Origin of the sequence: Exiguobacterium sp. S3, assembly GCF_018617295.1 — a bacterium.
Classification (GTDB): domain Bacteria; phylum Bacillota; class Bacilli; order Exiguobacteriales; family Exiguobacteriaceae; genus Exiguobacterium; species Exiguobacterium profundum.
Genome location: NZ_JACSJW010000008.1, coordinates 35,087 through 53,486 on the forward strand (window position 1 = coordinate 35,087; position 18,400 = coordinate 53,486).

The window sequence follows — 18,400 nt, forward strand, 5'->3', positions numbered from 1 at the left end:
ATTCCAAAGGGAGGTTCTAACATGGGTCGCAGCTTGAAAAAAGGTCCATTCGCAGATCACCACTTACTCGCTAAAGTTGACAAACTCAACGAATCTGGTGAGAAGCAAGTCATCAAAACTTGGTCACGTCGCTCGACGATCTTCCCAGAATTCATGGGTCACACGTTCGGTGTGCACGATGGTCGTAAACACGTACCAGTATTCGTGACAGAAGACATGGTTGGTCACAAACTTGGTGAATTCGCTCCAACACGCACGTACAAAGGTCACGGATCAGACAAGAAAACGAAACGGTAATTTGAGGGGAGGTCAAATCCATGCAAGCTAAAGCATCAGCTAATATGGTCCGTCTTGCTCCTCGCAAAGCACGTCTCGTTGTAGACTTAATTCGCGGGAAACAAGTCGGCGAAGCGCTCTCTGTCCTTGCTCACACGAACAAGGCAGCATCGCCAGTCGTTGAAAAAGTATTAAAATCAGCGATTGCTAACGCAGAGCACAACTACGATATGAACATTGAGAACCTCGTTGTAACAGAAGCTTACGTAAACGAAGGTCCAACACTCAAACGCTTCCGCCCACGTGCGATGGGTCGCGCAAGCCGTATTAACAAACGCACAAGCCACATCCACATCGTGGTAACTGAGAAATAAGGAGGGATATGTAGTGGGTCAAAAGGTAAATCCGCACGGTCTTCGCGTTGGTGTTATCAAAGACTGGGATTCGCGTTGGTACGCTGAGAAAGACTACGCTGATCTCCTTCATGAAGACTTCGTTATTCGTGAATACATCGAAAACAAAATGAAGGATGCTAGTGTTTCTAAAGTTGAAATCGAACGCGCTGCAAACCGCGTGAACATTTCGCTTCACACTGCGAAGCCAGGTATGGTAATCGGTAAAGGTGGTTCTGAAATCGAATCACTCCGTAAACACATTACAAAAATCGCTGACGGAAAACGCGTTCACATCAACGTTGTTGAAGTGAAAAACGCTGACGCTGTTGCGAAGCTTGTAGCAGAAAACATTGCTCGTCAATTGGAAGGTCGCGTATCATTCCGTCGTGCAATGAAACAATCTATTCAACGTTCGATGCGTACTGGCATCAAAGGGATCAAAACAGAAGTTTCTGGTCGTCTTGGTGGCGCTGATATCGCTCGTTCAGAGAAGTACTCGGAAGGAACAGTTCCACTTCACACACTCCGTGCCGACATCGACTACGGAACAGCTGAAGCTGACACAACTTACGGTAAAATCGGCGTAAAAGTTTGGTTATACCACGGTGAAGTTCTTCCAACAAAAAACAACACAGCGAAAAACGCTGAATAATAAACACTCTTTCAGGAAGGAGGCAACACACTATGTTGTTACCTAAACGCGTGAAATATCGTCGTGTACACCGTGGTAAAATGCGCGGGAACGCTAAACGCGGCACAACTGTACACTTCGGTGAGTTCGGTCTCCAAGCTCTCGAAGCGAGCTGGATTACAAACCGTCAAATCGAATCAGCACGTATTGCAATGACACGTTATATGAAACGTGGTGGTAAAGTGTGGATCAAGATCTTCCCACACAAGCCGTACACTAAAAAGCCTCTCGAAGTCCGAATGGGTTCGGGTAAAGGTGCTCCAGAAGGCTGGGTAGCTGTAGTTAAGCCTGGCAAAGTAATGTTCGAAATCGCAGGTGTATCTGAGGAAGTGGCACGTGAGGCACTTCGTCTTGCATCGCACAAACTTCCAGTAAAATGTAAGTTCGTGAAACGTGAAGAAAATGGTGGTGATACGAATGAAAGCAACTGATCTCCGTCAATCAACAACTGAAGAGCTCAACGGTAAAGTGGGCGAGTGGAAAGAAGAACTCTTTAACCTTCGCTTCCAACTTGCTACAGGTCAGCTTGAGAATCCTGCTCGTATCCGTGAAGTACGCAAGTCGATTGCGCGTGCTAAAACGATTCTTCGTGAACGCGAACTCGGCATCAACAACGGCTAATTACATCGGATTCTTGAGAGGAGGTAACACTCATGGAACGCAACAACCGTAAAGTGTTCACTGGTCGCGTCGTGTCTGACAAAATGGACAAAACGATCGTCGTCGCAGTAGAAACAAAGGTTCGTCATAAACTTTATGGCAAACGTGTAAACTACACGAAGAAATATAAAGCACACGATGAGAACAACGTCGCTAAAGTGGGCGATATCGTTCGCATCGCGGAAACACGTCCTCTTTCTAAAGACAAACGTTTCCGTCTTGTAACAGTAGTAGAAGAATCAGTAATCATCTAATAACAGTTCGGATTTATTAAACATCCGGAGGGAGGTACACTCGCATGATTCAACAAGAATCTCGCTTGAAAGTAGCAGACAACTCTGGCGCGCGTGAACTGTTGACAATTAAAGTCCTCGGTGGTTCTGGTCGTAAGACTGCAAACATCGGTGACATCATCGTCGCAACGGTAAAACAAGCAACACCAGGTGGCGTTGTTAAAAAAGGTGACGTTGTCAGAGCAGTTGTCGTTCGTACAAAACGCGGCGCTCGTCGTAAAGATGGTTCGTACATCCGTTTCGATGAGAACGCAGCAGTCATTATCAAAGATGACAAGAGCCCACGCGGCACACGGATCTTCGGGCCAGTTGCACGTGAACTTCGTGAAAAAGAATTCATGAAGATCGTTTCGTTGGCACCGGAAGTACTTTAATTTCCAATTTCAATCCTATAAGGAGGTGCGCAAACGATGCATGTTAAAAAAGGCGATACAGTCCAGGTAATGTCTGGTAAAGATAAAGGCAAGCAAGGGGTTATCCTCAAAGCTATGCCAAGCAAAAACCGCGTAGTGGTTGAAGGCGTAAACGTGATGAAAAAACACGCGAAACCTTCACAAGCGAATCCACAAGGCGGGATCCTTGAGATCGAAGCACCAATTCACGTCTCGAACGTAATGCCACTCGACCCTAAAACTGGCAAACCAACTCGTGTTGGTTTCAAAGTAGTCGATGGTAAAAAAGTTCGTGTCGCGAAATCGGGCGAATCACTCGATAAATAAGAAGAACGTGACGAAAGGAGGTCCATTCGACTATGAACCGTTTGCAAGAGAAGTATAAAAGCGACATCGTGAAAGCGATGATGGATAAATTCAACTATGACTCGGTCATGCAAGTACCGAAAGTCGAAAAGATTGTCATCAACATGGGTGTAGGTGACGCTGTTTCGAACTCGAAAGCACTTGATATGGCAGTTGAAGAATTAACAATTCTTTCAGGTCAAAAACCACTCGTAACGAAAGCGAAGAAATCAATCGCTGGTTTCAAACTTCGTGAAGGTATGCCAATCGGTGCGAAGGTTACACTTCGTGGCGAGCGCATGTACGATTTCCTCGACAAATTGGTAACTGTTTCACTTCCACGTGTACGTGACTTCCGCGGTGTATCGAAGAAAGCATTCGACGGACGCGGTAACTACACGCTTGGCGTGAAAGAGCAACTTATTTTCCCTGAGATCGATTACGATAAAGTATCTAAAGTACGCGGTATGGACATCGTTGTTGTTACAACAGCAAACACAGACGAAGAAGCACGTGAATTGCTCACACTTCTCGGTATGCCATTCCAAAAATAATCTAGAGGGAGGTCGACAACATGGCTAAAAAGTCAATGGTGAATCGCGAACTTAAACGCGAGAAACTCGTTGCCCAGTACGCTGAAAAGCGTGCGAAGTTGAAAGCTGAAGGCGATTATATCGGACTCAGCAAATTGCCACGTAACTCGTCACCTGTACGCTTGCACAACCGTTGCAGCATCACAGGTCGTCCGCATGGTTACATGGGTAAATTCGGGATCAGCCGTATCAAGTTCCGTGATCTTGCATACAAAGGTCAAATCCCTGGTGTTAAAAAAGCAAGCTGGTAATCCACTAACAGTGTGAAAGGAGGTACATCGCATGGTAATGACAGACCCTATTGCAGATATGCTTACACGTATCCGTAACGCTAACATGGTTCGCCATGAAAAAATGGAGCTTCCAGCTTCGAACATTAAACGTGAGATCGCTGAAATCCTTAAGCGTGAAGGTTTCATTCGCGATGTTGAATATATCGAGGACGCTAAACAAGGTACACTTCGTCTTTTCCTTAAATATGGAGCAAGCAACGAACGTGTAATCACTGGTCTCAAACGTATTTCGAAACCAGGTCTTCGCGTATACGCAAAAGCTGATGAAGTACCTAAAGTACTCGGAGGACTCGGGATCGCAGTTCTTTCGACATCTAAAGGTCTTATGACTGATAAAGAAGCTCGCCAACAACAAGTCGGCGGCGAAGTGCTCGCCTACATCTGGTAAGTCACTTTTCTAACAAGAACGGAGGTGTAATCAATGTCACGTATTGGTAAAAAACCAGTTACGATTCCTGCTGGCGTTACTGTAACAGTTGCTAATGACAACACGGTCACAGTAAAAGGTGCTAAAGGTGAACTTTCGCTTTCAGCTAACCCGGCATTGGAAATCAAAGTTGAAGAGAACGAATTGACGGTTGTTCGTCCAGACGAATCGAAAGAAAGCCGTACAATTCACGGTACGACACGTGCCCTTATTGCCAACATGGTACAAGGTGTGTCGAACGGATTCCAAAAAACACTTGAGATCTCGGGGGTTGGTTACCGTGCTACGAAGCAAGGTAACAAACTCGTCCTCAACCTCGGCTACTCGCACCCAATCGAGTACGTTGCTGAGGAAGGTATCGAAATCGAAGTTCCTTCAAACACGCAAATCATCGTAAAAGGGATTAACAAAGAGCGCGTCGGTCACGTTGCTGCTCAAATCCGCTCGTACCGTGCTCCAGAACCTTACAAAGGTAAAGGTGTTCGTTACTCTGATGAACGTATTCGCCGTAAAGAAGGTAAGACTGGTAAGTAATTCGTCACGAAATGAACGGAAAGGAGTGGCATAAATGATCACAAAGGCAGATAAAAATGCAGTTCGTAAAAAACGTCATGCTCGCGTACGTCGTACGATCACGGGGACAGCAGCTCGTCCACGTTTGAACGTATTCCGTTCGAGCAAGCATATTTACGTTCAACTTATCGATGACGCGGCACAAACAACGCTTGTGTCTGCATCTTCGAAAGATAAAGCTCTCGATCTTACAAATGGCGGTAACGTTGAAGCAGCGAAAGCTGTTGGTAAACTTGCTGCAGAACGTGCACTCGAGAAAGGTATCGACACAGTTGTGTTCGACCGTGGTGGATACCTCTATCATGGCCGCGTCAAAGCTGTTGCAGAAGCAGCTCGTGAAGCAGGTCTTAAATTCTAATAAAAAGGAGGGGACACTCGATGCGCCAGTTAGACGTTAACATGGAACAACTTGAAGAACGCGTTGTTACCGTAAACCGCGTCGCGAAAGTCGTAAAAGGTGGCCGCCGCTTCCGTTTTGCTGCTCTCGTAGTCGTAGGTGACAAAAATGGTCACGTCGGTTTCGGTACAGGTAAGGCACAAGAGGTGCCAGAAGCGATTCGCAAGGCTATTGAAGCCGCTAAGAAAAACATGGTACAAGTACCTATGGTTGGTACAACAATTCCACACGAAATCACAGGAGTATTCGGAGCAGGTCGTGTATTCATGAAACCAGCTTCTGAAGGTACTGGGGTTATCGCTGGTGGTCCAGTTCGTGCGGTGCTCGAACTTGCAGGTGTAGGTGACATCCTTTCGAAATCGTTAGGTTCAAACACACCGATCAACATCGTCCGTGCGACGGTACAGGGCTTGACTGAGCTCAAAAAAGCAGAGGAAGTTGCTAAACTACGTGGTAAAAGCGTAGAAGAACTTCTTAACTAAGGGAGGGAACTAGACATGGCGAAACTCGCAATCACCCTCACACGCAGCACAATTGGTCGTCCGGAAGGTCAGCGTGTTACTGTACGTACACTCGGTCTTCGCAAAATGCATCAAACGGTCGTTGTCCCAGACAACGTCGCGATGCGCGGTATGATCAATAAAGTGTCGCACCTTGTGACTGTAAAAGAAATCAACGAATAATAAAGATTTTAATAAATAAGGAGGTGCCACTATGAAACTCCATGAATTGAAGCCAACTCCAGGTTCACGTCACGAACGTAACCGTGTCGGTCGCGGTATGGCGACTGGTAACGGTAAAACTTCTGGTCGTGGACACAAAGGTCAAAAAGCTCGTTCGGGCGGTGGCGTTCGTCCAGGATTTGAAGGTGGACAAAACCCACTTTACCGTCGTCTTCCAAAACGCGGTTTCAACAACCCAACTCGTAAAGAGTACGCGGTTGTTTCCCTAGACACGCTTAACCGTTTCGAAGCAGGTACTGAAGTTACTCCAGAACTCTTAATCGAGACTGGTGTTGTCAGCTCTGCTAAAGACGGAATCAAGGTCCTTGCTAACGGCAAGCTTGAAACTAAATTGACTGTAAAAGCCAACAAGTTCTCGGGTGCAGCGAAAGAAGCAATCGAAGCAGCTGGCGGTACAGTTGAGGTGATCTGATGTTTCAGACGATCTCCAATATGTGGCGCGTGAAAGATATTCGACAGCGTATTCTCTTCACACTCGCAATCATCATCATTTTCCGCATCGGGGCTCATATCCCGGTGCCGATGGTGAATACGGATGTGTTGCGTTTTGACTCAGGAGGTCTTCTTGACTTCTTGAACTTGTTTGGAGGAAATGCTTTACAGAACTTCTCCTTGTTCGCAATGGGGATCATGCCGTACATTACGGCATCGATCGTTGTGCAACTTTTACAAATGGACGTCGTTCCAAAGTTTGCCGAATGGGCTAAACAAGGAGAGGCGGGCCGTAAAAAGTTAGCGACGGTCACGCGCTATGGGACGATCATCTTAGGCTTTGTCCAAGCGACTTCACTGTCGTTTGGATTTAACCGCCTCTACCCAGGTCTCGTCAATGAGACGTGGGGAACGGCAACTTACTTTGTGATCGCGATTGTACTCACTGCGGGTACAGCGTTCTTGATGTTCCTTGGTGAAATGACAACGGAGAAAGGTGTTGGGAATGGTATTTCCATCATTATCTTCGCCGGTATCGTCGCCGGGTTCCCAAGAATCTTCACGCAGATTTATGAAACAAAACTCCAAAACGCTGGAGATGCATTGTTCATTAATATCGTTTACTTGGTTGTATTGGCACTTGTTATTTTGGCTGTGACGGTTGGGATCATTTATGTTCAACAAGCGGCACGCAAAATTCCAATCCAATATGCAAAACGCACGGCGAACCGTACCCCAGTGGGCGGTCAGTCAACGCACTTGCCAATCAAACTAAACGCAGCAGGTGTTATCCCGGTTATCTTCGCGATTTCCTTCATGGTAACACCACCAACTGTTGCAAGCTTCATTGCTTCGCCGGAGACAACGCAAAAATTACAGACGTACTTTGACACGACGGCGCCAATCGGAATGTCGATTTACGTTGCGTTAATCATTGCGTTTGCCTACTTCTATACATTTATTCAGGTCAACCCTGAGCAAATGGCAGAAAACCTGCAGAAGCAAGGTGGTTATATTCCTGGGATTCGTCCTGGGGCGCAAACAGAACAGTACATCACGAAGTTGCTGTATCGATTGACTTTCTTCGGAGCGATCTTCTTATCGCTCGTGGCGATCATGCCGACAATCTTCATTAAGCTTGCCGGTCTTCCAACTTCCGTTCAAATCGGAGGAACGAGCTTGTTGATCGTCATCGGGGTAGCCCTCGAAACGATGAAACAAATCGAAAGTCAACTTGTAAAACGACACTATAAAGGCTTTATCCGTTAAAGCGGAAGGAAGGGTTGACCCTTCCTTCCTGTCGTGTTTACAAGCCCTTCGTGAAAATCAAAACTGGAGGCTAACCGAGATGAATCTAGTACTCATGGGCTTACCGGGTGCTGGGAAAGGGACTCAAGCTGCTAAAATCGTAGAAGAGTACCAAATCCCTCACATTTCGACAGGCGACATGTTTCGTGCGGCAATCAAAGGCGGAACGCCACTCGGTAAAGAAGCCAAGTCATTCATGGATAAAGGTGAACTCGTACCGGACGAGGTAACAATCGGAATCGTACGTGAACGCCTTAGCCAAGATGACACAGAAAAAGGTTTCTTACTCGATGGATTCCCGCGTACTGTTGCTCAAGCAGAGGCACTCGAAAGTTTGCTTAAAGATTTGGGGAAACAGATTGACCACGTCGTCAACATCGATGTGGATGCGGAAATTCTCGTTCCACGCTTGACAGGTCGTTGGATCTGCCCAACGTGTGGTGCGACATATCACGTGATCTTCAACCCACCAAAAGTGGAAGGCATCTGTGATGTGGATGGGTCGGCACTCATGCAACGTGAAGACGATAAAGAGGAAACGGTTCGCCGTCGCCTTGACGTCAACATCGAGCAATCGAAACCACTCATTGACTTTTACGCTGAAAAAGGGTATCTTCGTACATTGGATGGAGATCGTCCAATCGATGTCGTATATGCCGATGTCAAAGCATTACTCGGTGATACTGAATGATCATCACGAAGACGCCTCGTGAAATTGCGATTATGCGTGAGGCTGGGCAAATTGTTGCTCGAACGCACCAGGTGCTCAAACAGCACATTAAACCAGGAATCACGACGCTTGAGCTCGACCGGATTGCGGAAGATTACATTCGCAGCCAAGGTGCGACGCCATCGTTCAAAGGCTATAACGGTTTTACCGGTAGTGTTTGCGCTTCGGTGAACGAAGAGCTTGTTCATGGCATTCCAGGAAAACGGGTATTGAAAGATGGAGATATTATCTCAATCGATATCGGTGCCTACTATAATGGATACCATGGAGATTCCGCTTGGACTTATCCAGTGGGAACAATCACAGAAGAGACACAGCGGCTACTTGACGTAACCGAAGAAAGTCTGTATAAAGGATTGGAGCACGCCAAGGCTGGAGGGCGATTGACAGATATTTCGCATGCGATTCAAGCATATGTTGAATCACATGACTTTTCTGTCGTCCGCGAATACGTCGGTCATGGTGTTGGACAAAATTTGCATGAAGAACCGCAAATTCCACACTATGGTCCACCGGGGAAAGGGCCGCGCCTGAAGACTGGGATGACGTTAGCCATTGAACCAATGGTTAATGCTGGTCAACGCTATGTTCGAACACTGGCTGATAACTGGACAGTTGTCACCGTGGACGGTAGCATGTGCGCCCACTTTGAGCACACCATCGCCATCACAGACGATGGATACGAGATTTTAACGAAACTCGATTCCGGTGAATGAGGCTCTATTGTTTCATACTGATCCGTTCTGGATCCTTCTCTCACAGTAGATGGCAATAGATCGTCTGTGCTCCTAAAGATTTTCATATAGAAAGGGGAATAAATGATGGCGAAACAAGATGTCATTGAAGTGGAAGGCACTGTTGTCGAACCACTTCCGAACGCAATGTTTAAAGTGGAGTTAGAAAACGGCCACACGGTGCTCGCGCACGTCTCAGGGAAAATTCGGATGCACTACATTCGGATCCTTCCAGGTGACCGCGTAACTGTTGAGTTGTCTCCATACGACTTGACTCGCGGGCGGATTACGTACCGTTATAAGTAACTCCGATTTTTCCAGGAGGAGGGTATACTCATGAAAGTAAGACCGTCGGTAAAACCGATTTGCGAAAAATGTAAAGTTATTCGCCGTAAGGGTAAAGTAATGGTAATTTGCGAAAACCCGAAACACAAACAAAAACAAGGTTAATTTCAGAGGAGGTGCACACATGGCACGTATTGCTGGTGTAGATATTCCACGCGAAAAACGTATCGTTATTTCGCTCACATACATCTATGGTATTGGTAAAACAAAAGCACAAGAAATTTTGAAGGCTGCTAACGTATCTGAAGAGACACGCACACGCGACCTTACTGAAGATGAACTCAACCGTATCCGTGAAGCAATTGACGGAATCAAAGTTGAAGGTGACCTTCGTCGTGAAGTTTCACTTAACATCAAACGTTTGATCGAGATCGGCGCATACCGCGGTATCCGTCATCGCCGTAGTCTCCCTGTTCGCGGTCAAAACACGAAGAACAACTCGCGTACTCGTAAAGGCCCACGCCGTACAGTAGCGAACAAGAAGAAGTAAAGGAGGGAATTGAACAATGGCGAAACGTAAGCAAAACGTACGTTCTAAACGTAAAGTTAAAAAACATGTTGAAGTCGGTGTGGTACACATCCGTTCTACATTCAACAACACAATTATCACAATCACTGATACGCAAGGTAACGCGATCTCATGGGCTACTTCTGGTAACCTTGGATTTAAAGGATCACGTAAATCGACTCCGTTCGCAGCGCAAATGGCTGCTGAAACTGCAGCGAAAGTTGCAATGGACAACGGTATGCGTACAGTAGAAGTTAACGTTAAAGGTCCTGGTGCTGGACGTGAAGCGGCTATCCGTGCGCTCCAAGCTACTGGTCTCGAAGTTACTGCAATCCGTGACGTAACTCCAGTTCCGCACAACGGTTGCCGCCCTCCAAAACGTCGCCGCGTATAATCGCTTGAGCGTGTGAGGGGTTTACCTGGCACGACAGCTTATACTTTAGCAGCTCAAACTGCACGGCAGGATATACTCAAGGAGGGGTTCAGATGATCGAGATTGAAAAACCAAAGATCGAAACGGTCGAAATCAGCGAGGACGCTACGTTTGGTAAATTCGTAGTAGAACCGCTTGAACGTGGATATGGCACTACTCTCGGTAACTCACTACGTCGAATTCTATTGTCATCGCTCCCAGGTGCAGCGGTAACAGCGGTTCAAATCGATGGCGTGCTTCACGAGTTCTCTACGATTGACGGTGTTGTCGAAGACGTCACTCAAATCGTACTCAACCTCAAGAAGTTGGCACTCAAAGTGTACTCGGAAGAAGAGAAAACGCTTGAGATTAACGTTTCAAGTGCCGGTGCTGTCACTGCGGCAGACATTACCCATGATAGCGACGTTGAAATCTTGAATCCTGAGCTCCACATCGCGACTCTCGCTGACAATGCGACGCTTCGCATGCGTTTGACTGCTCGCCGTGGTCGTGGTTACGTCCAGGCAGAAGATAACAAACGTGATGATATGCCGATTGGGGTCATTCCAATCGATTCGATCTATACACCGATTCAACGCGTGAACTACGAAGTAGATAAAACACGTGTCGGTCAAGACGCTAGCTTCGATAAGCTTTTGTTAGACGTGTGGACAGATGGTTCAATTCGTCCGGAAGAAGCTGTATCATTAGGGGCTAAAATTTTGACTGAACACTTGAACATCTTCGTTGGTTTGACAGATGAGGCTCTCAACGCAGAAATTATGGTCGAGAAAGAAGAAGACCAAAAAGAAAAAGTACTCGAAATGACGATTGAAGAACTCGATCTCTCAGTTCGTTCGTACAACTGCTTGAAGCGCGCTGGCATCAACACTGTTCAAGAACTCGCAAACAAATCAGAGGAAGAGATGATGAAAGTTCGTAACCTCGGACGTAAATCACTCGAAGAAGTTCAACACAAGTTGGACGAACTCGGTTTGGGCTTGCGTAAAGAAGACTAAGTTCAACCGAAGGAGGGAAATGTAATGGCTTATTCGAAACTTGGCCGTACAAGCTCGCAACGCAAGGCGCTTTTGCGTGATCTTGCAACTGACCTAATCATCAACGAGCGCATTCAAACAACTGAACAAAAAGCGAAAGAACTTCGCCCAGTCGTTGAAAAATTGATCACTCTTGGGAAACGTGGCGATCTTCATGCCCGTCGTCAAGTAGCTTCATTCGTTCGCAAGGAGAACGCTGGAGAAAAAGACGCAATCCAAAAATTGTTCGAAGACGTGGCACCACGCTACGCTGAACGTCAAGGTGGATACACGCGCATCATGAAAGTCGGCCCACGCCGCGGCGATGGTGCAGAAGTTGTAATCATCGAACTCGTCTAATTCATTAGGCAGTCAACAGGGCATGCGGTGACGTATTGCCCTGTTTCCACATCAGAAAGGAGTCGACCTATGGAATCACAAATTATGGTACGGGATGTCGTATTTCATTACCCTGGACAGTCTGAGCCGGCGCTTAACGGCCTATCGCTCGATGTATATAAAGGGGAATGGCTTGCGATTGTCGGCCATAATGGTTCTGGCAAGTCGACACTGACGAAGTTGTGGAACGGACTTCTCATTCCTGAACAGGGGGAAGTTCGCGTCGAGACACTCGATCCGTCGAACGCCGCAGACGTGTGGGACGTTCGAACGCGAATCGGGGTCGTCTTTCAAAATCCCGACAATCAATTTGTCGGGGCGACCGTGCGCGATGATGTGGCATTTTCTCTCGAAAACATGGGACTTCCACGTCAAGAAATGGTTCGTCGAATTGATGACAGTCTAGCGCGCGTTGGATTATCGGAACTAGCGGACCGTGAACCGCATCAGTTATCCGGTGGACAAAAGCAGCGCGTTGCGATAGCTGCGGCTCTCGCAATGCGCCCGCGTGTCCTCGTGCTCGATGAAGCGACCTCCATGCTCGACCCGATTGGGCGACAAGAGGTATTACAAACGGTACGACAGCTCGTCTCGGAAGGGATGACCGTTGTCGCCATTACACACGAGCTCGACGAAGTGTTGTTTGCTGACCGTATCATTGCATTGTCGAAAGGCAAGATTGCGATGACCGGCACACCTGAAGACGTGTTTCAACATCCAGATACGCTTCGTGACATTCAACTAGATGTCCCGTTTATCGTTCGGATGCAACTCGAACTGAAGGCACGTGGCATTCCACTCGATCGTCTGATGCTACAACATTCGGAGTTGGTGAACCATCTATGCCGATACGCATTGAAGAAGTAACATATCAATACCAAATGAATACTCCGTTTGAACGAACCGCGCTGCGCGATGTGAATGTAACCATTCCATCGGGAGCGCTTGTTGCGTTTCTTGGGCATACTGGCTCAGGGAAATCGACACTTGTTCAACATATGAACGGCTTATTGCGCCCGACTGACGGACGTGTGGTGGTCGATGATATCATTGTCACCCCGATTCGGACGCGCCGTGACAAGAAACAGAATCTTTTGCCGCTTCGGCGTCGCGTTGGGCTCGTCTTTCAATATCCAGAGCACCAATTGTTTGAAGAGACGGTCGAACGCGACGTCATGTTCGGTCCGCGCAACTTTGGCGCGACAGATGCCGAAGCGAAAGAGCGAGCCCACGAGGCCCTTCGTCTCGTCGGCTTGGATGAAACGTTATGGGACCGTTCGCCGTTTGATCTTTCAGGAGGGCAGATGCGCCGTGTCGCGATTGCAGGTGTTTTAGCGAGCCGGCCTGATGTGCTCATTGTCGATGAACCGACAGCGGGTCTCGACCCAATTGGGAGACGAGACATGCTCGCCTTATTCAAACGTTTACGAGAAGAGTTGAACCTTACGTTGATCCTTGTCTCGCATGACATGGATGATGTACTCGCCTATGCGGAGCGCGTCATCGTGATGGAGCGTGGTCAGGTGGCGTTTGATGGAGACCCGTTTGAATTGTTCCAAGACGAGGTACTGGTGCGACGTCTCCAGCTCGACATCCCGCACGTCTTACGATTCGCTCGTGACATGGCACCGGTTCTTGGAGAAACGTCCATCCCGCTCGTACGAACCGAGAGCGAGCTGGCGGATTGGGTGGCGGAACGGCTGAAAGGGGGAGCGACATGATTATCGGTCAATATATACCCGGACATTCGTGGCTTCATTCCCTTGATGCGCGTGCCAAGACGCTCTTCATTTTAGGATTCATCCCAGTTGTTTTTTTAGCTGACAACTTATGGACGAATTTATTTTTACTCGCGTTCACGTTGTTTGCGGTCAAACTGTCACAGTTATCGTGGCGCTATTTATGGAACGGTCTTCGCATGATCTTATTTTTGATCGTCTTCACGTTGATCTTACAACTGTTATTCAATCGAGACGGGACACTTCTATTCGAATTAGGACCGATTGCGATTTATTCGGAAGGAATTCGAATGGGGATGATTGTCTCGCTTCGCTTCTTTTATCTCGTCATGTTGACGACACTCGTGACGTTAACGACGACACCGATGGAATTGACCGATTCGATTGAAGCGGGGCTACGGCCATTCGAACGGATTCGTGTGCCGGCCCACGAAATTGCGTTGATGCTTTCCATTTCACTCCGTTTCCTACCGACGCTTGCGGATGAGACGGACCGGATTATGAAAGCTCAGCAGGCGCGTGGGGTCGATTTGATGAGTGGACCTTGGAAATCCCGTCTAAAAGGGGTTATCCCTCTTTTGATTCCATTGTTCATTTCTGCGTTTAAGCGTGCTGAGGACCTCGCTACGGCTATGGAAGCCCGTGGTTACCGAGGAGGAGAAGGGCGGACGAGGTTGCGTGAAATGGAATGGCAAATGCGTGACACAGCCGTATTACTCATCTTTATCGTGTTGACGCTCATTTTGTTTGGATTGAGAGGGATTGGATGAGACGAATTAAACTGATTGTCGCCTATGATGGGACACATTATGCGGGATATCAAGTGCAGCCGAATGGCAATACCATTCAAGCGGAGATTGAATCTGTCTTGGCACGTATGCATCGATATCCGGTAAAAATCGTCGCCTCAGGTCGTACAGACGCTCGCGTCCATGCTTTAGGACAGGTGATTCACTTTGACACGTCGTTAGAGATGCCCGCTGAGCGCTTCGTCAAAGCGTTAAACGCCATGCTACCAAACGATATCCTCGTTAAACAGGCGGAAGAAATAGACGATACGTTCCACGCACGTTACGGTGCGAAGCGAAAAGAGTATCGCTATTATATCCGTCAGACCGAGGATCCGTTTCGTCGGCACTATGCTGCGACCGTGACGTATAAGCTGAGCCTTGAGGCGATGCGTCAAGCGATGGAGCGGTTGATTGGGACCCACGACTTTACGTCGTTCTCTGTGACAAAGGCAGAAGTCGAAGATCGGGTCCGTACTATCTATGAAGCAGAAGTGCTCGAGATGGGAGACGAGATCATATTCCGTTTCGTTGGATCAGGTTTTCTATACAACCAAGTCCGCATCATGGTAGGGACGGTCATCGAGGTAGGGAGAGGCAAGTATCAGCCCGCAGATATCACACAAATGCTAGAGGCGAAGGACCGCCGCGTAGCGGGGATTACCGCCCCCCCACACGGTTTGTATTTGTGGAATGTGAATTATGAAAAAGTAGATTGACATTCCCCTTATAAAATCGTATTATATTCATTGGCATTTCATTTTCAAATTTAGAGATGAACCACAATCTTAGCCCCGTAAACTAGGATTATGATAAAGCATCAAAAAATTAAGTGAACAGACATTTCTAGGAGGTATTCCACATGCGCACAACATTCATGGCTAAAGCATCTGAAGTAGAACGCAAATGGCTCCTTATCGACGCAGAAGGCAAAACACTTGGTCGTTTGACTAGTGAAGTAGCTTCACTTCTTCGCGGTAAGCACAAGCCGACTTTCACACCACACGTTGATTGCGGAGACCACGTCATCATCATCAACGCTGAGAAAATCAAATTGACTGGTAACAAATTGAATGACAAGATCTACTACCGTCATTCAGGTCATCCAGGCGGTTTGAAATCACAAACTGCAAAAGAGCTTCTCGCAAAACGTCCAGAGCGTATGCTTGAACTCGCGATCAAAGGGATGCTTCCAAAAGGATCACTCGGTCGTCAACAATTCAACAAACTCCACGTTTACGCTGGAGCTGAACACAAGCACGAAGCACAAAAACCAGAAGTTTACGAACTTCGCGGTTAATCGAGACACAGGGAGGAACTAAACGATGGCAGATGTACGTTACTACGGAACAGGCCGCCGCAAACACTCGGTGGCTCGCGTTCACCTCGTTGCAGGTGACGGTAAAGTTGTTGTAAATGGCCGCGATATCTCAGAATACTTCGGTCATGAGACTTTGATCATGATGGCTAAATCACCACTCGTATTGACTGAAACAGAAGGTAAATACGATGTAATCGTTAACGTTAACGGTGGTGGATACACTGGACAAGCTGGAGCAATTCGCCACGGCGTATCACGTGCGCTTCTTCAAGCGGACCCAGAATTCCGTCCAAGCCTCAAAGAAAAAGGCTTCTTAACTCGTGACGCTCGTATGAAAGAACGTAAAAAATACGGTCTTAAAGCAGCACGTCGCGCACCACAATTCTCGAAGCGTTAATCTTCGCGATGTGGTTCGAACTCTCCATCCTTTCGGGTGGAGAGTTTTTTGTTTGAAATAGTCGATTCCGAACCCGTCAAGAAAACGCTTTTTTTGATATACTGATATCGAAACAGTTAGAAGGGGGAAGCAATATGCTTACAGTAGAGCAAGTACGCGAGGAATTGGCGGGGCTTGTTGATCCGACGATCAACCGAACGCTTGGAGATACAGCAGGAGTAAAAGACATTCGAATCAAAGAAGACTATGTCAGTGTAAAAGTGGCACTCGGACAAACAGGGAGCGGGGAACAGCTTCAGTTACAACAAGAAATCGTCACGTTGCTCAAGGGGAAAGGCTTTAAGACGGTCGGGCTTCGCTTTGAGGCATTGAATGATGAAAGTTTGAAAGAGGCGACGAAACCGGCAATCCTCCGTGAAAACTCAGGGACGACGTTTATCGCCATCGCTTCTGGTAAGGGTGGCGTAGGAAAATCGACAGTATCCGTCAACTTGGCTGTCGCGCTTGCGCGAGCGGGTAAAAAGGTCGGGTTGATTGATGCGGATATTTACGGCTTCAGTGTTCCAGATATGCTCGGCATCGAGGAACGACCGGTTGTTCGCGGCGAGAAGATCATTCCAGTCGAGCGTTTTGGCGTAAAAGTCATCTCAATGGGATTCTTCGTTGAAGACAATGCGCCGGTCATCTGGCGTGGACCGATGCTCGGGAAGATGTTAAATAACTTCTTCAATGACGTCGAGTGGGGCGATCTTGACTATCTCTTGCTCGACTTACCGCCGGGAACGGGGGATGTCGCGCTCGATATCCATTCGATGCTCCCATCATGTCAGGAATTGATTGTCACGACACCTCATGCGACAGCAGCATTCGTTGCGGCTCGTGCCGGAGCGATGGCAATCAAAACGAACCACAAACTATTAGGTATTATTGAAAACATGGCTTATTTCGAAAGTAAGCTAACTGGTGAAAAAGAATACGTATTCGGTTACGGTGGTGGAGAAAAGCTTTCAGAAGCATTGAAGAGTAAGCTACTTGCTCAAATCCCGCTCGGCCAACCGTACGACAATGAAGAGGACTTCGCACCTTCTGTCTATCGGGATGGACATCCGTTCGAGCATACGTATGACGAGTTGGCGCAAGCAGTCATTAAACAAATAGAAGGGTGAATCGGTGAGAGATGAAAGTACAAGGTTTTTTACGTTTGTTTTGGACAACGCTCGTATTCGGGACGTTGTTCGGGTTCCTGATGAATTTATTGGCGAACCCGGGTTATTTGGTCAGTCAGTCCTGGGAGGCAATTGTCACGGCGCTTAGTTATTCGAGTACATGGACGGGAATCAGCATGATGGGCTTCTTTGCCTATTTGATTATTCATCGAGTCGGACTCGACTTGTTTAGAGGACCACGTCTATGGAATCGCGTTCAAGTGTTACTAATCGCTTTTGCGATTTTTGATGCCGTCTACTTACGGATGCTCGCATTCGGTAATGATCACATGTGGCGTTACATCGGTGAGATGCTTGTGTTACTCATTGTCGCTTGGGTCGTTGCTGCGAGTAAGGCGAAACAAACAAATAAGAGTGCTTTCATCCCGACACTTTTCTTAATGACTGTCATTACGTTAATTGAATGGATTCCAGCTTTGCAAACAACGGACGAGATTCCATTGCTCTGGCCGGCACTAGCCACATTGGTGTTTGCGAACGCTTATCAGGTATTAATGCTTCATCGCTTCCAACAGACAGGACAAGCGGTTCAAGTCGCTTCACCCGAAGTTAGAAAGAAAAAAACGAAGAAACAGATGTCGTCTAAATCATCGTAAAAAGTAAATGGTTGTGTGGATAATCCGAAGTGTTTTGGGTGATCCGCCAACCATTTTTTATTCATTTCAACAAAACAAAGAAAAATTAAAGTTTTTTTAGAAAAATAGTTGACGGTTTTTTAGGATGCTGATATATTAATAAACGTCGCTGATGTTGTTCACGAAACAAACTTCAGGAAGCGAAAAAAATAATAAAAAGTGGTTGACTTTAATAAGTCAAATCGCTATTATTAAAAAGTCGCTAACACGACAACGATTGGTCTTTGAAAACTGAACGATGAGGCAAAAATAAGTTTTACAATTTTTGAATGAAGCGCAAGCTTCGTCAATTTAAGAGCTATATCAAATTC

At 47.1% G+C, this 18,400-nt stretch carries 33 protein-coding genes; all 33 read left to right on the top strand.

The window, feature by feature from the left end:
• Positions 1 to 21 precede the first annotated feature (21 nt).
• A complete protein-coding gene (gene rpsS / locus KNO65_RS14920) occupies positions 22 to 297 on the top strand; it encodes a 30S ribosomal protein S19 (protein WP_012727673.1) in 276 nt (91 codons plus the stop codon).
• Between the two features lie 20 nt (positions 298 to 317).
• Positions 318 to 650: a 50S ribosomal protein L22 gene (gene rplV / locus KNO65_RS14925; RefSeq protein WP_012727672.1), complete on the top strand. Its 333-nt coding sequence runs from the start codon at positions 318 to 320 to the stop codon at positions 648 to 650.
• A 13-nt stretch (positions 651 to 663) separates the two neighbouring features.
• Positions 664 to 1,323, top strand: a complete 660-nt coding sequence (rpsC, locus tag KNO65_RS14930; protein WP_012727671.1) for a 30S ribosomal protein S3 — start codon at positions 664 to 666, stop codon at positions 1,321 to 1,323.
• A 32-nt stretch (positions 1,324 to 1,355) separates the two neighbouring features.
• Positions 1,356 to 1,793 carry a 50S ribosomal protein L16 gene (gene rplP / locus KNO65_RS14935; protein WP_012727670.1) on the top strand — a complete coding sequence of 146 codons (438 nt, stop codon included), beginning with the start codon at positions 1,356 to 1,358 and terminating at the stop codon, positions 1,791 to 1,793.
• On the top strand, positions 1,780 to 1,983 hold the full coding sequence (rpmC, locus tag KNO65_RS14940; protein WP_012727669.1) for a 50S ribosomal protein L29: 204 nt from the start codon (positions 1,780 to 1,782) through the stop codon (positions 1,981 to 1,983). Before rplP ends, rpmC begins: the two co-directional genes overlap by 14 nt.
• Positions 1,984 to 2,015: 32 nt before the next feature.
• Positions 2,016 to 2,276 (top strand): 30S ribosomal protein S17, encoded by a 261-nt coding sequence (rpsQ, locus tag KNO65_RS14945; RefSeq protein ID WP_012727668.1) that lies wholly within the window; start codon positions 2,016 to 2,018, stop codon positions 2,274 to 2,276.
• Between the two features lie 44 nt (positions 2,277 to 2,320).
• Entirely contained in the window at positions 2,321 to 2,689 is a 369-nt protein-coding gene (rplN, locus tag KNO65_RS14950) for a 50S ribosomal protein L14 (protein WP_012727667.1), read from the top strand.
• Positions 2,690 to 2,725: 36 nt separating this feature from the next.
• Positions 2,726 to 3,034, top strand: coding sequence for a 50S ribosomal protein L24 (gene rplX, locus KNO65_RS14955; protein WP_012727666.1), 309 nt, complete (start codon positions 2,726 to 2,728; stop codon positions 3,032 to 3,034).
• A 32-nt stretch (positions 3,035 to 3,066) separates the two neighbouring features.
• Positions 3,067 to 3,606: a 50S ribosomal protein L5 gene (gene rplE, locus KNO65_RS14960; RefSeq protein ID WP_074035359.1), complete on the top strand. Its 540-nt coding sequence runs from the start codon at positions 3,067 to 3,069 to the stop codon at positions 3,604 to 3,606.
• Positions 3,607 to 3,626: 20 nt separating this feature from the next.
• Positions 3,627 to 3,896 carry a 30S ribosomal protein S14 gene (gene rpsN / locus KNO65_RS14965; protein ID WP_012727664.1) on the top strand — a complete coding sequence of 90 codons (270 nt, stop codon included), beginning with the start codon at positions 3,627 to 3,629 and terminating at the stop codon, positions 3,894 to 3,896.
• Between the two features lie 31 nt (positions 3,897 to 3,927).
• Complete coding sequence (rpsH, locus tag KNO65_RS14970) at positions 3,928 to 4,326, top strand: 30S ribosomal protein S8 (RefSeq protein WP_026824842.1); 399 nt, start codon at positions 3,928 to 3,930, stop codon at positions 4,324 to 4,326.
• 33 nt (positions 4,327 to 4,359) lie between these two features.
• Positions 4,360 to 4,899, top strand: coding sequence for a 50S ribosomal protein L6 (rplF, locus tag KNO65_RS14975; protein ID WP_012727662.1), 540 nt, complete (start codon positions 4,360 to 4,362; stop codon positions 4,897 to 4,899).
• A 34-nt stretch (positions 4,900 to 4,933) separates the two neighbouring features.
• A complete protein-coding gene (rplR, locus tag KNO65_RS14980) occupies positions 4,934 to 5,296 on the top strand; it encodes a 50S ribosomal protein L18 (RefSeq protein ID WP_012727661.1) in 363 nt (120 codons plus the stop codon).
• Between the two features lie 20 nt (positions 5,297 to 5,316).
• Positions 5,317 to 5,817, top strand: a complete 501-nt coding sequence (gene rpsE / locus KNO65_RS14985; RefSeq protein WP_012727660.1) for a 30S ribosomal protein S5 — start codon at positions 5,317 to 5,319, stop codon at positions 5,815 to 5,817.
• A gap of 15 nt (positions 5,818 to 5,832) precedes the next feature.
• Positions 5,833 to 6,018 carry a 50S ribosomal protein L30 gene (gene rpmD / locus KNO65_RS14990; RefSeq protein ID WP_012727659.1) on the top strand — a complete coding sequence of 62 codons (186 nt, stop codon included), beginning with the start codon at positions 5,833 to 5,835 and terminating at the stop codon, positions 6,016 to 6,018.
• A gap of 31 nt (positions 6,019 to 6,049) precedes the next feature.
• Complete coding sequence (gene rplO, locus KNO65_RS14995; protein WP_012727658.1) at positions 6,050 to 6,490, top strand: 50S ribosomal protein L15; 441 nt, start codon at positions 6,050 to 6,052, stop codon at positions 6,488 to 6,490.
• Positions 6,490 to 7,779: a preprotein translocase subunit SecY gene (gene secY / locus KNO65_RS15000; RefSeq protein ID WP_012727657.1), complete on the top strand. Its 1,290-nt coding sequence runs from the start codon at positions 6,490 to 6,492 to the stop codon at positions 7,777 to 7,779. Before rplO ends, secY begins: the two co-directional genes overlap by 1 nt.
• Positions 7,780 to 7,858: 79 nt before the next feature.
• A complete protein-coding gene (locus KNO65_RS15005) occupies positions 7,859 to 8,509 on the top strand; it encodes an adenylate kinase (protein WP_012727656.1) in 651 nt (216 codons plus the stop codon).
• Positions 8,506 to 9,264, top strand: coding sequence for a type I methionyl aminopeptidase (gene map, locus KNO65_RS15010; RefSeq protein WP_031421863.1), 759 nt, complete (start codon positions 8,506 to 8,508; stop codon positions 9,262 to 9,264). The genes KNO65_RS15005 and map overlap by 4 nt, the downstream gene beginning before the upstream one ends.
• A 105-nt stretch (positions 9,265 to 9,369) precedes the next feature.
• A complete protein-coding gene (gene infA / locus KNO65_RS15015; protein WP_021066622.1) occupies positions 9,370 to 9,588 on the top strand; it encodes a translation initiation factor IF-1 in 219 nt (72 codons plus the stop codon).
• Positions 9,589 to 9,618: 30 nt separating this feature from the next.
• Positions 9,619 to 9,732, top strand: a complete 114-nt coding sequence (gene rpmJ / locus KNO65_RS15020) for a 50S ribosomal protein L36 (protein WP_003156543.1) — start codon at positions 9,619 to 9,621, stop codon at positions 9,730 to 9,732.
• Between the two features lie 19 nt (positions 9,733 to 9,751).
• Complete coding sequence (rpsM, locus tag KNO65_RS15025) at positions 9,752 to 10,117, top strand: 30S ribosomal protein S13 (protein ID WP_012727653.1); 366 nt, start codon at positions 9,752 to 9,754, stop codon at positions 10,115 to 10,117.
• A 16-nt stretch (positions 10,118 to 10,133) separates the two neighbouring features.
• Positions 10,134 to 10,529 carry a 30S ribosomal protein S11 gene (rpsK, locus tag KNO65_RS15030; protein WP_012727652.1) on the top strand — a complete coding sequence of 132 codons (396 nt, stop codon included), beginning with the start codon at positions 10,134 to 10,136 and terminating at the stop codon, positions 10,527 to 10,529.
• Positions 10,530 to 10,621: 92 nt separating this feature from the next.
• Positions 10,622 to 11,566: a DNA-directed RNA polymerase subunit alpha gene (locus tag KNO65_RS15035; RefSeq protein WP_012727651.1), complete on the top strand. Its 945-nt coding sequence runs from the start codon at positions 10,622 to 10,624 to the stop codon at positions 11,564 to 11,566.
• Between the two features lie 24 nt (positions 11,567 to 11,590).
• Entirely contained in the window at positions 11,591 to 11,944 is a 354-nt protein-coding gene (rplQ, locus tag KNO65_RS15040) for a 50S ribosomal protein L17 (RefSeq protein WP_012727650.1), read from the top strand.
• Between the two features lie 69 nt (positions 11,945 to 12,013).
• The gene (locus tag KNO65_RS15045; protein WP_031421869.1) at positions 12,014 to 12,850 is read left to right on the top strand and encodes an energy-coupling factor transporter ATPase; all 837 of its coding nucleotides are present in this window, start codon (positions 12,014 to 12,016) and stop codon (positions 12,848 to 12,850) included.
• A complete protein-coding gene (locus KNO65_RS15050; RefSeq protein ID WP_078147865.1) occupies positions 12,826 to 13,704 on the top strand; it encodes an energy-coupling factor transporter ATPase in 879 nt (292 codons plus the stop codon). Before KNO65_RS15045 ends, KNO65_RS15050 begins: the two co-directional genes overlap by 25 nt.
• Positions 13,701 to 14,492, top strand: a complete 792-nt coding sequence (locus tag KNO65_RS15055; RefSeq protein WP_214785124.1) for an energy-coupling factor transporter transmembrane component T family protein — start codon at positions 13,701 to 13,703, stop codon at positions 14,490 to 14,492. The genes KNO65_RS15050 and KNO65_RS15055 overlap by 4 nt, the downstream gene beginning before the upstream one ends.
• Positions 14,489 to 15,229 (top strand): tRNA pseudouridine(38-40) synthase TruA, encoded by a 741-nt coding sequence (gene truA / locus KNO65_RS15060; RefSeq protein ID WP_214785126.1) that lies wholly within the window; start codon positions 14,489 to 14,491, stop codon positions 15,227 to 15,229. The genes KNO65_RS15055 and truA overlap by 4 nt, the downstream gene beginning before the upstream one ends.
• A 143-nt stretch (positions 15,230 to 15,372) precedes the next feature.
• The gene (gene rplM / locus KNO65_RS15065) at positions 15,373 to 15,810 is read left to right on the top strand and encodes a 50S ribosomal protein L13 (RefSeq protein WP_012727645.1); all 438 of its coding nucleotides are present in this window, start codon (positions 15,373 to 15,375) and stop codon (positions 15,808 to 15,810) included.
• Between the two features lie 25 nt (positions 15,811 to 15,835).
• The gene (rpsI, locus tag KNO65_RS15070; RefSeq protein WP_012727644.1) at positions 15,836 to 16,228 is read left to right on the top strand and encodes a 30S ribosomal protein S9; all 393 of its coding nucleotides are present in this window, start codon (positions 15,836 to 15,838) and stop codon (positions 16,226 to 16,228) included.
• 134 nt (positions 16,229 to 16,362) lie between these two features.
• Complete coding sequence (locus tag KNO65_RS15075; RefSeq protein ID WP_026824853.1) at positions 16,363 to 17,394, top strand: P-loop NTPase; 1,032 nt, start codon at positions 16,363 to 16,365, stop codon at positions 17,392 to 17,394.
• Positions 17,395 to 17,405: 11 nt separating this feature from the next.
• Positions 17,406 to 18,050, top strand: coding sequence for a KinB-signaling pathway activation protein (locus KNO65_RS15080; RefSeq protein WP_214691669.1), 645 nt, complete (start codon positions 17,406 to 17,408; stop codon positions 18,048 to 18,050).
• Positions 18,051 to 18,400: the final 350 nt, after the last annotated feature.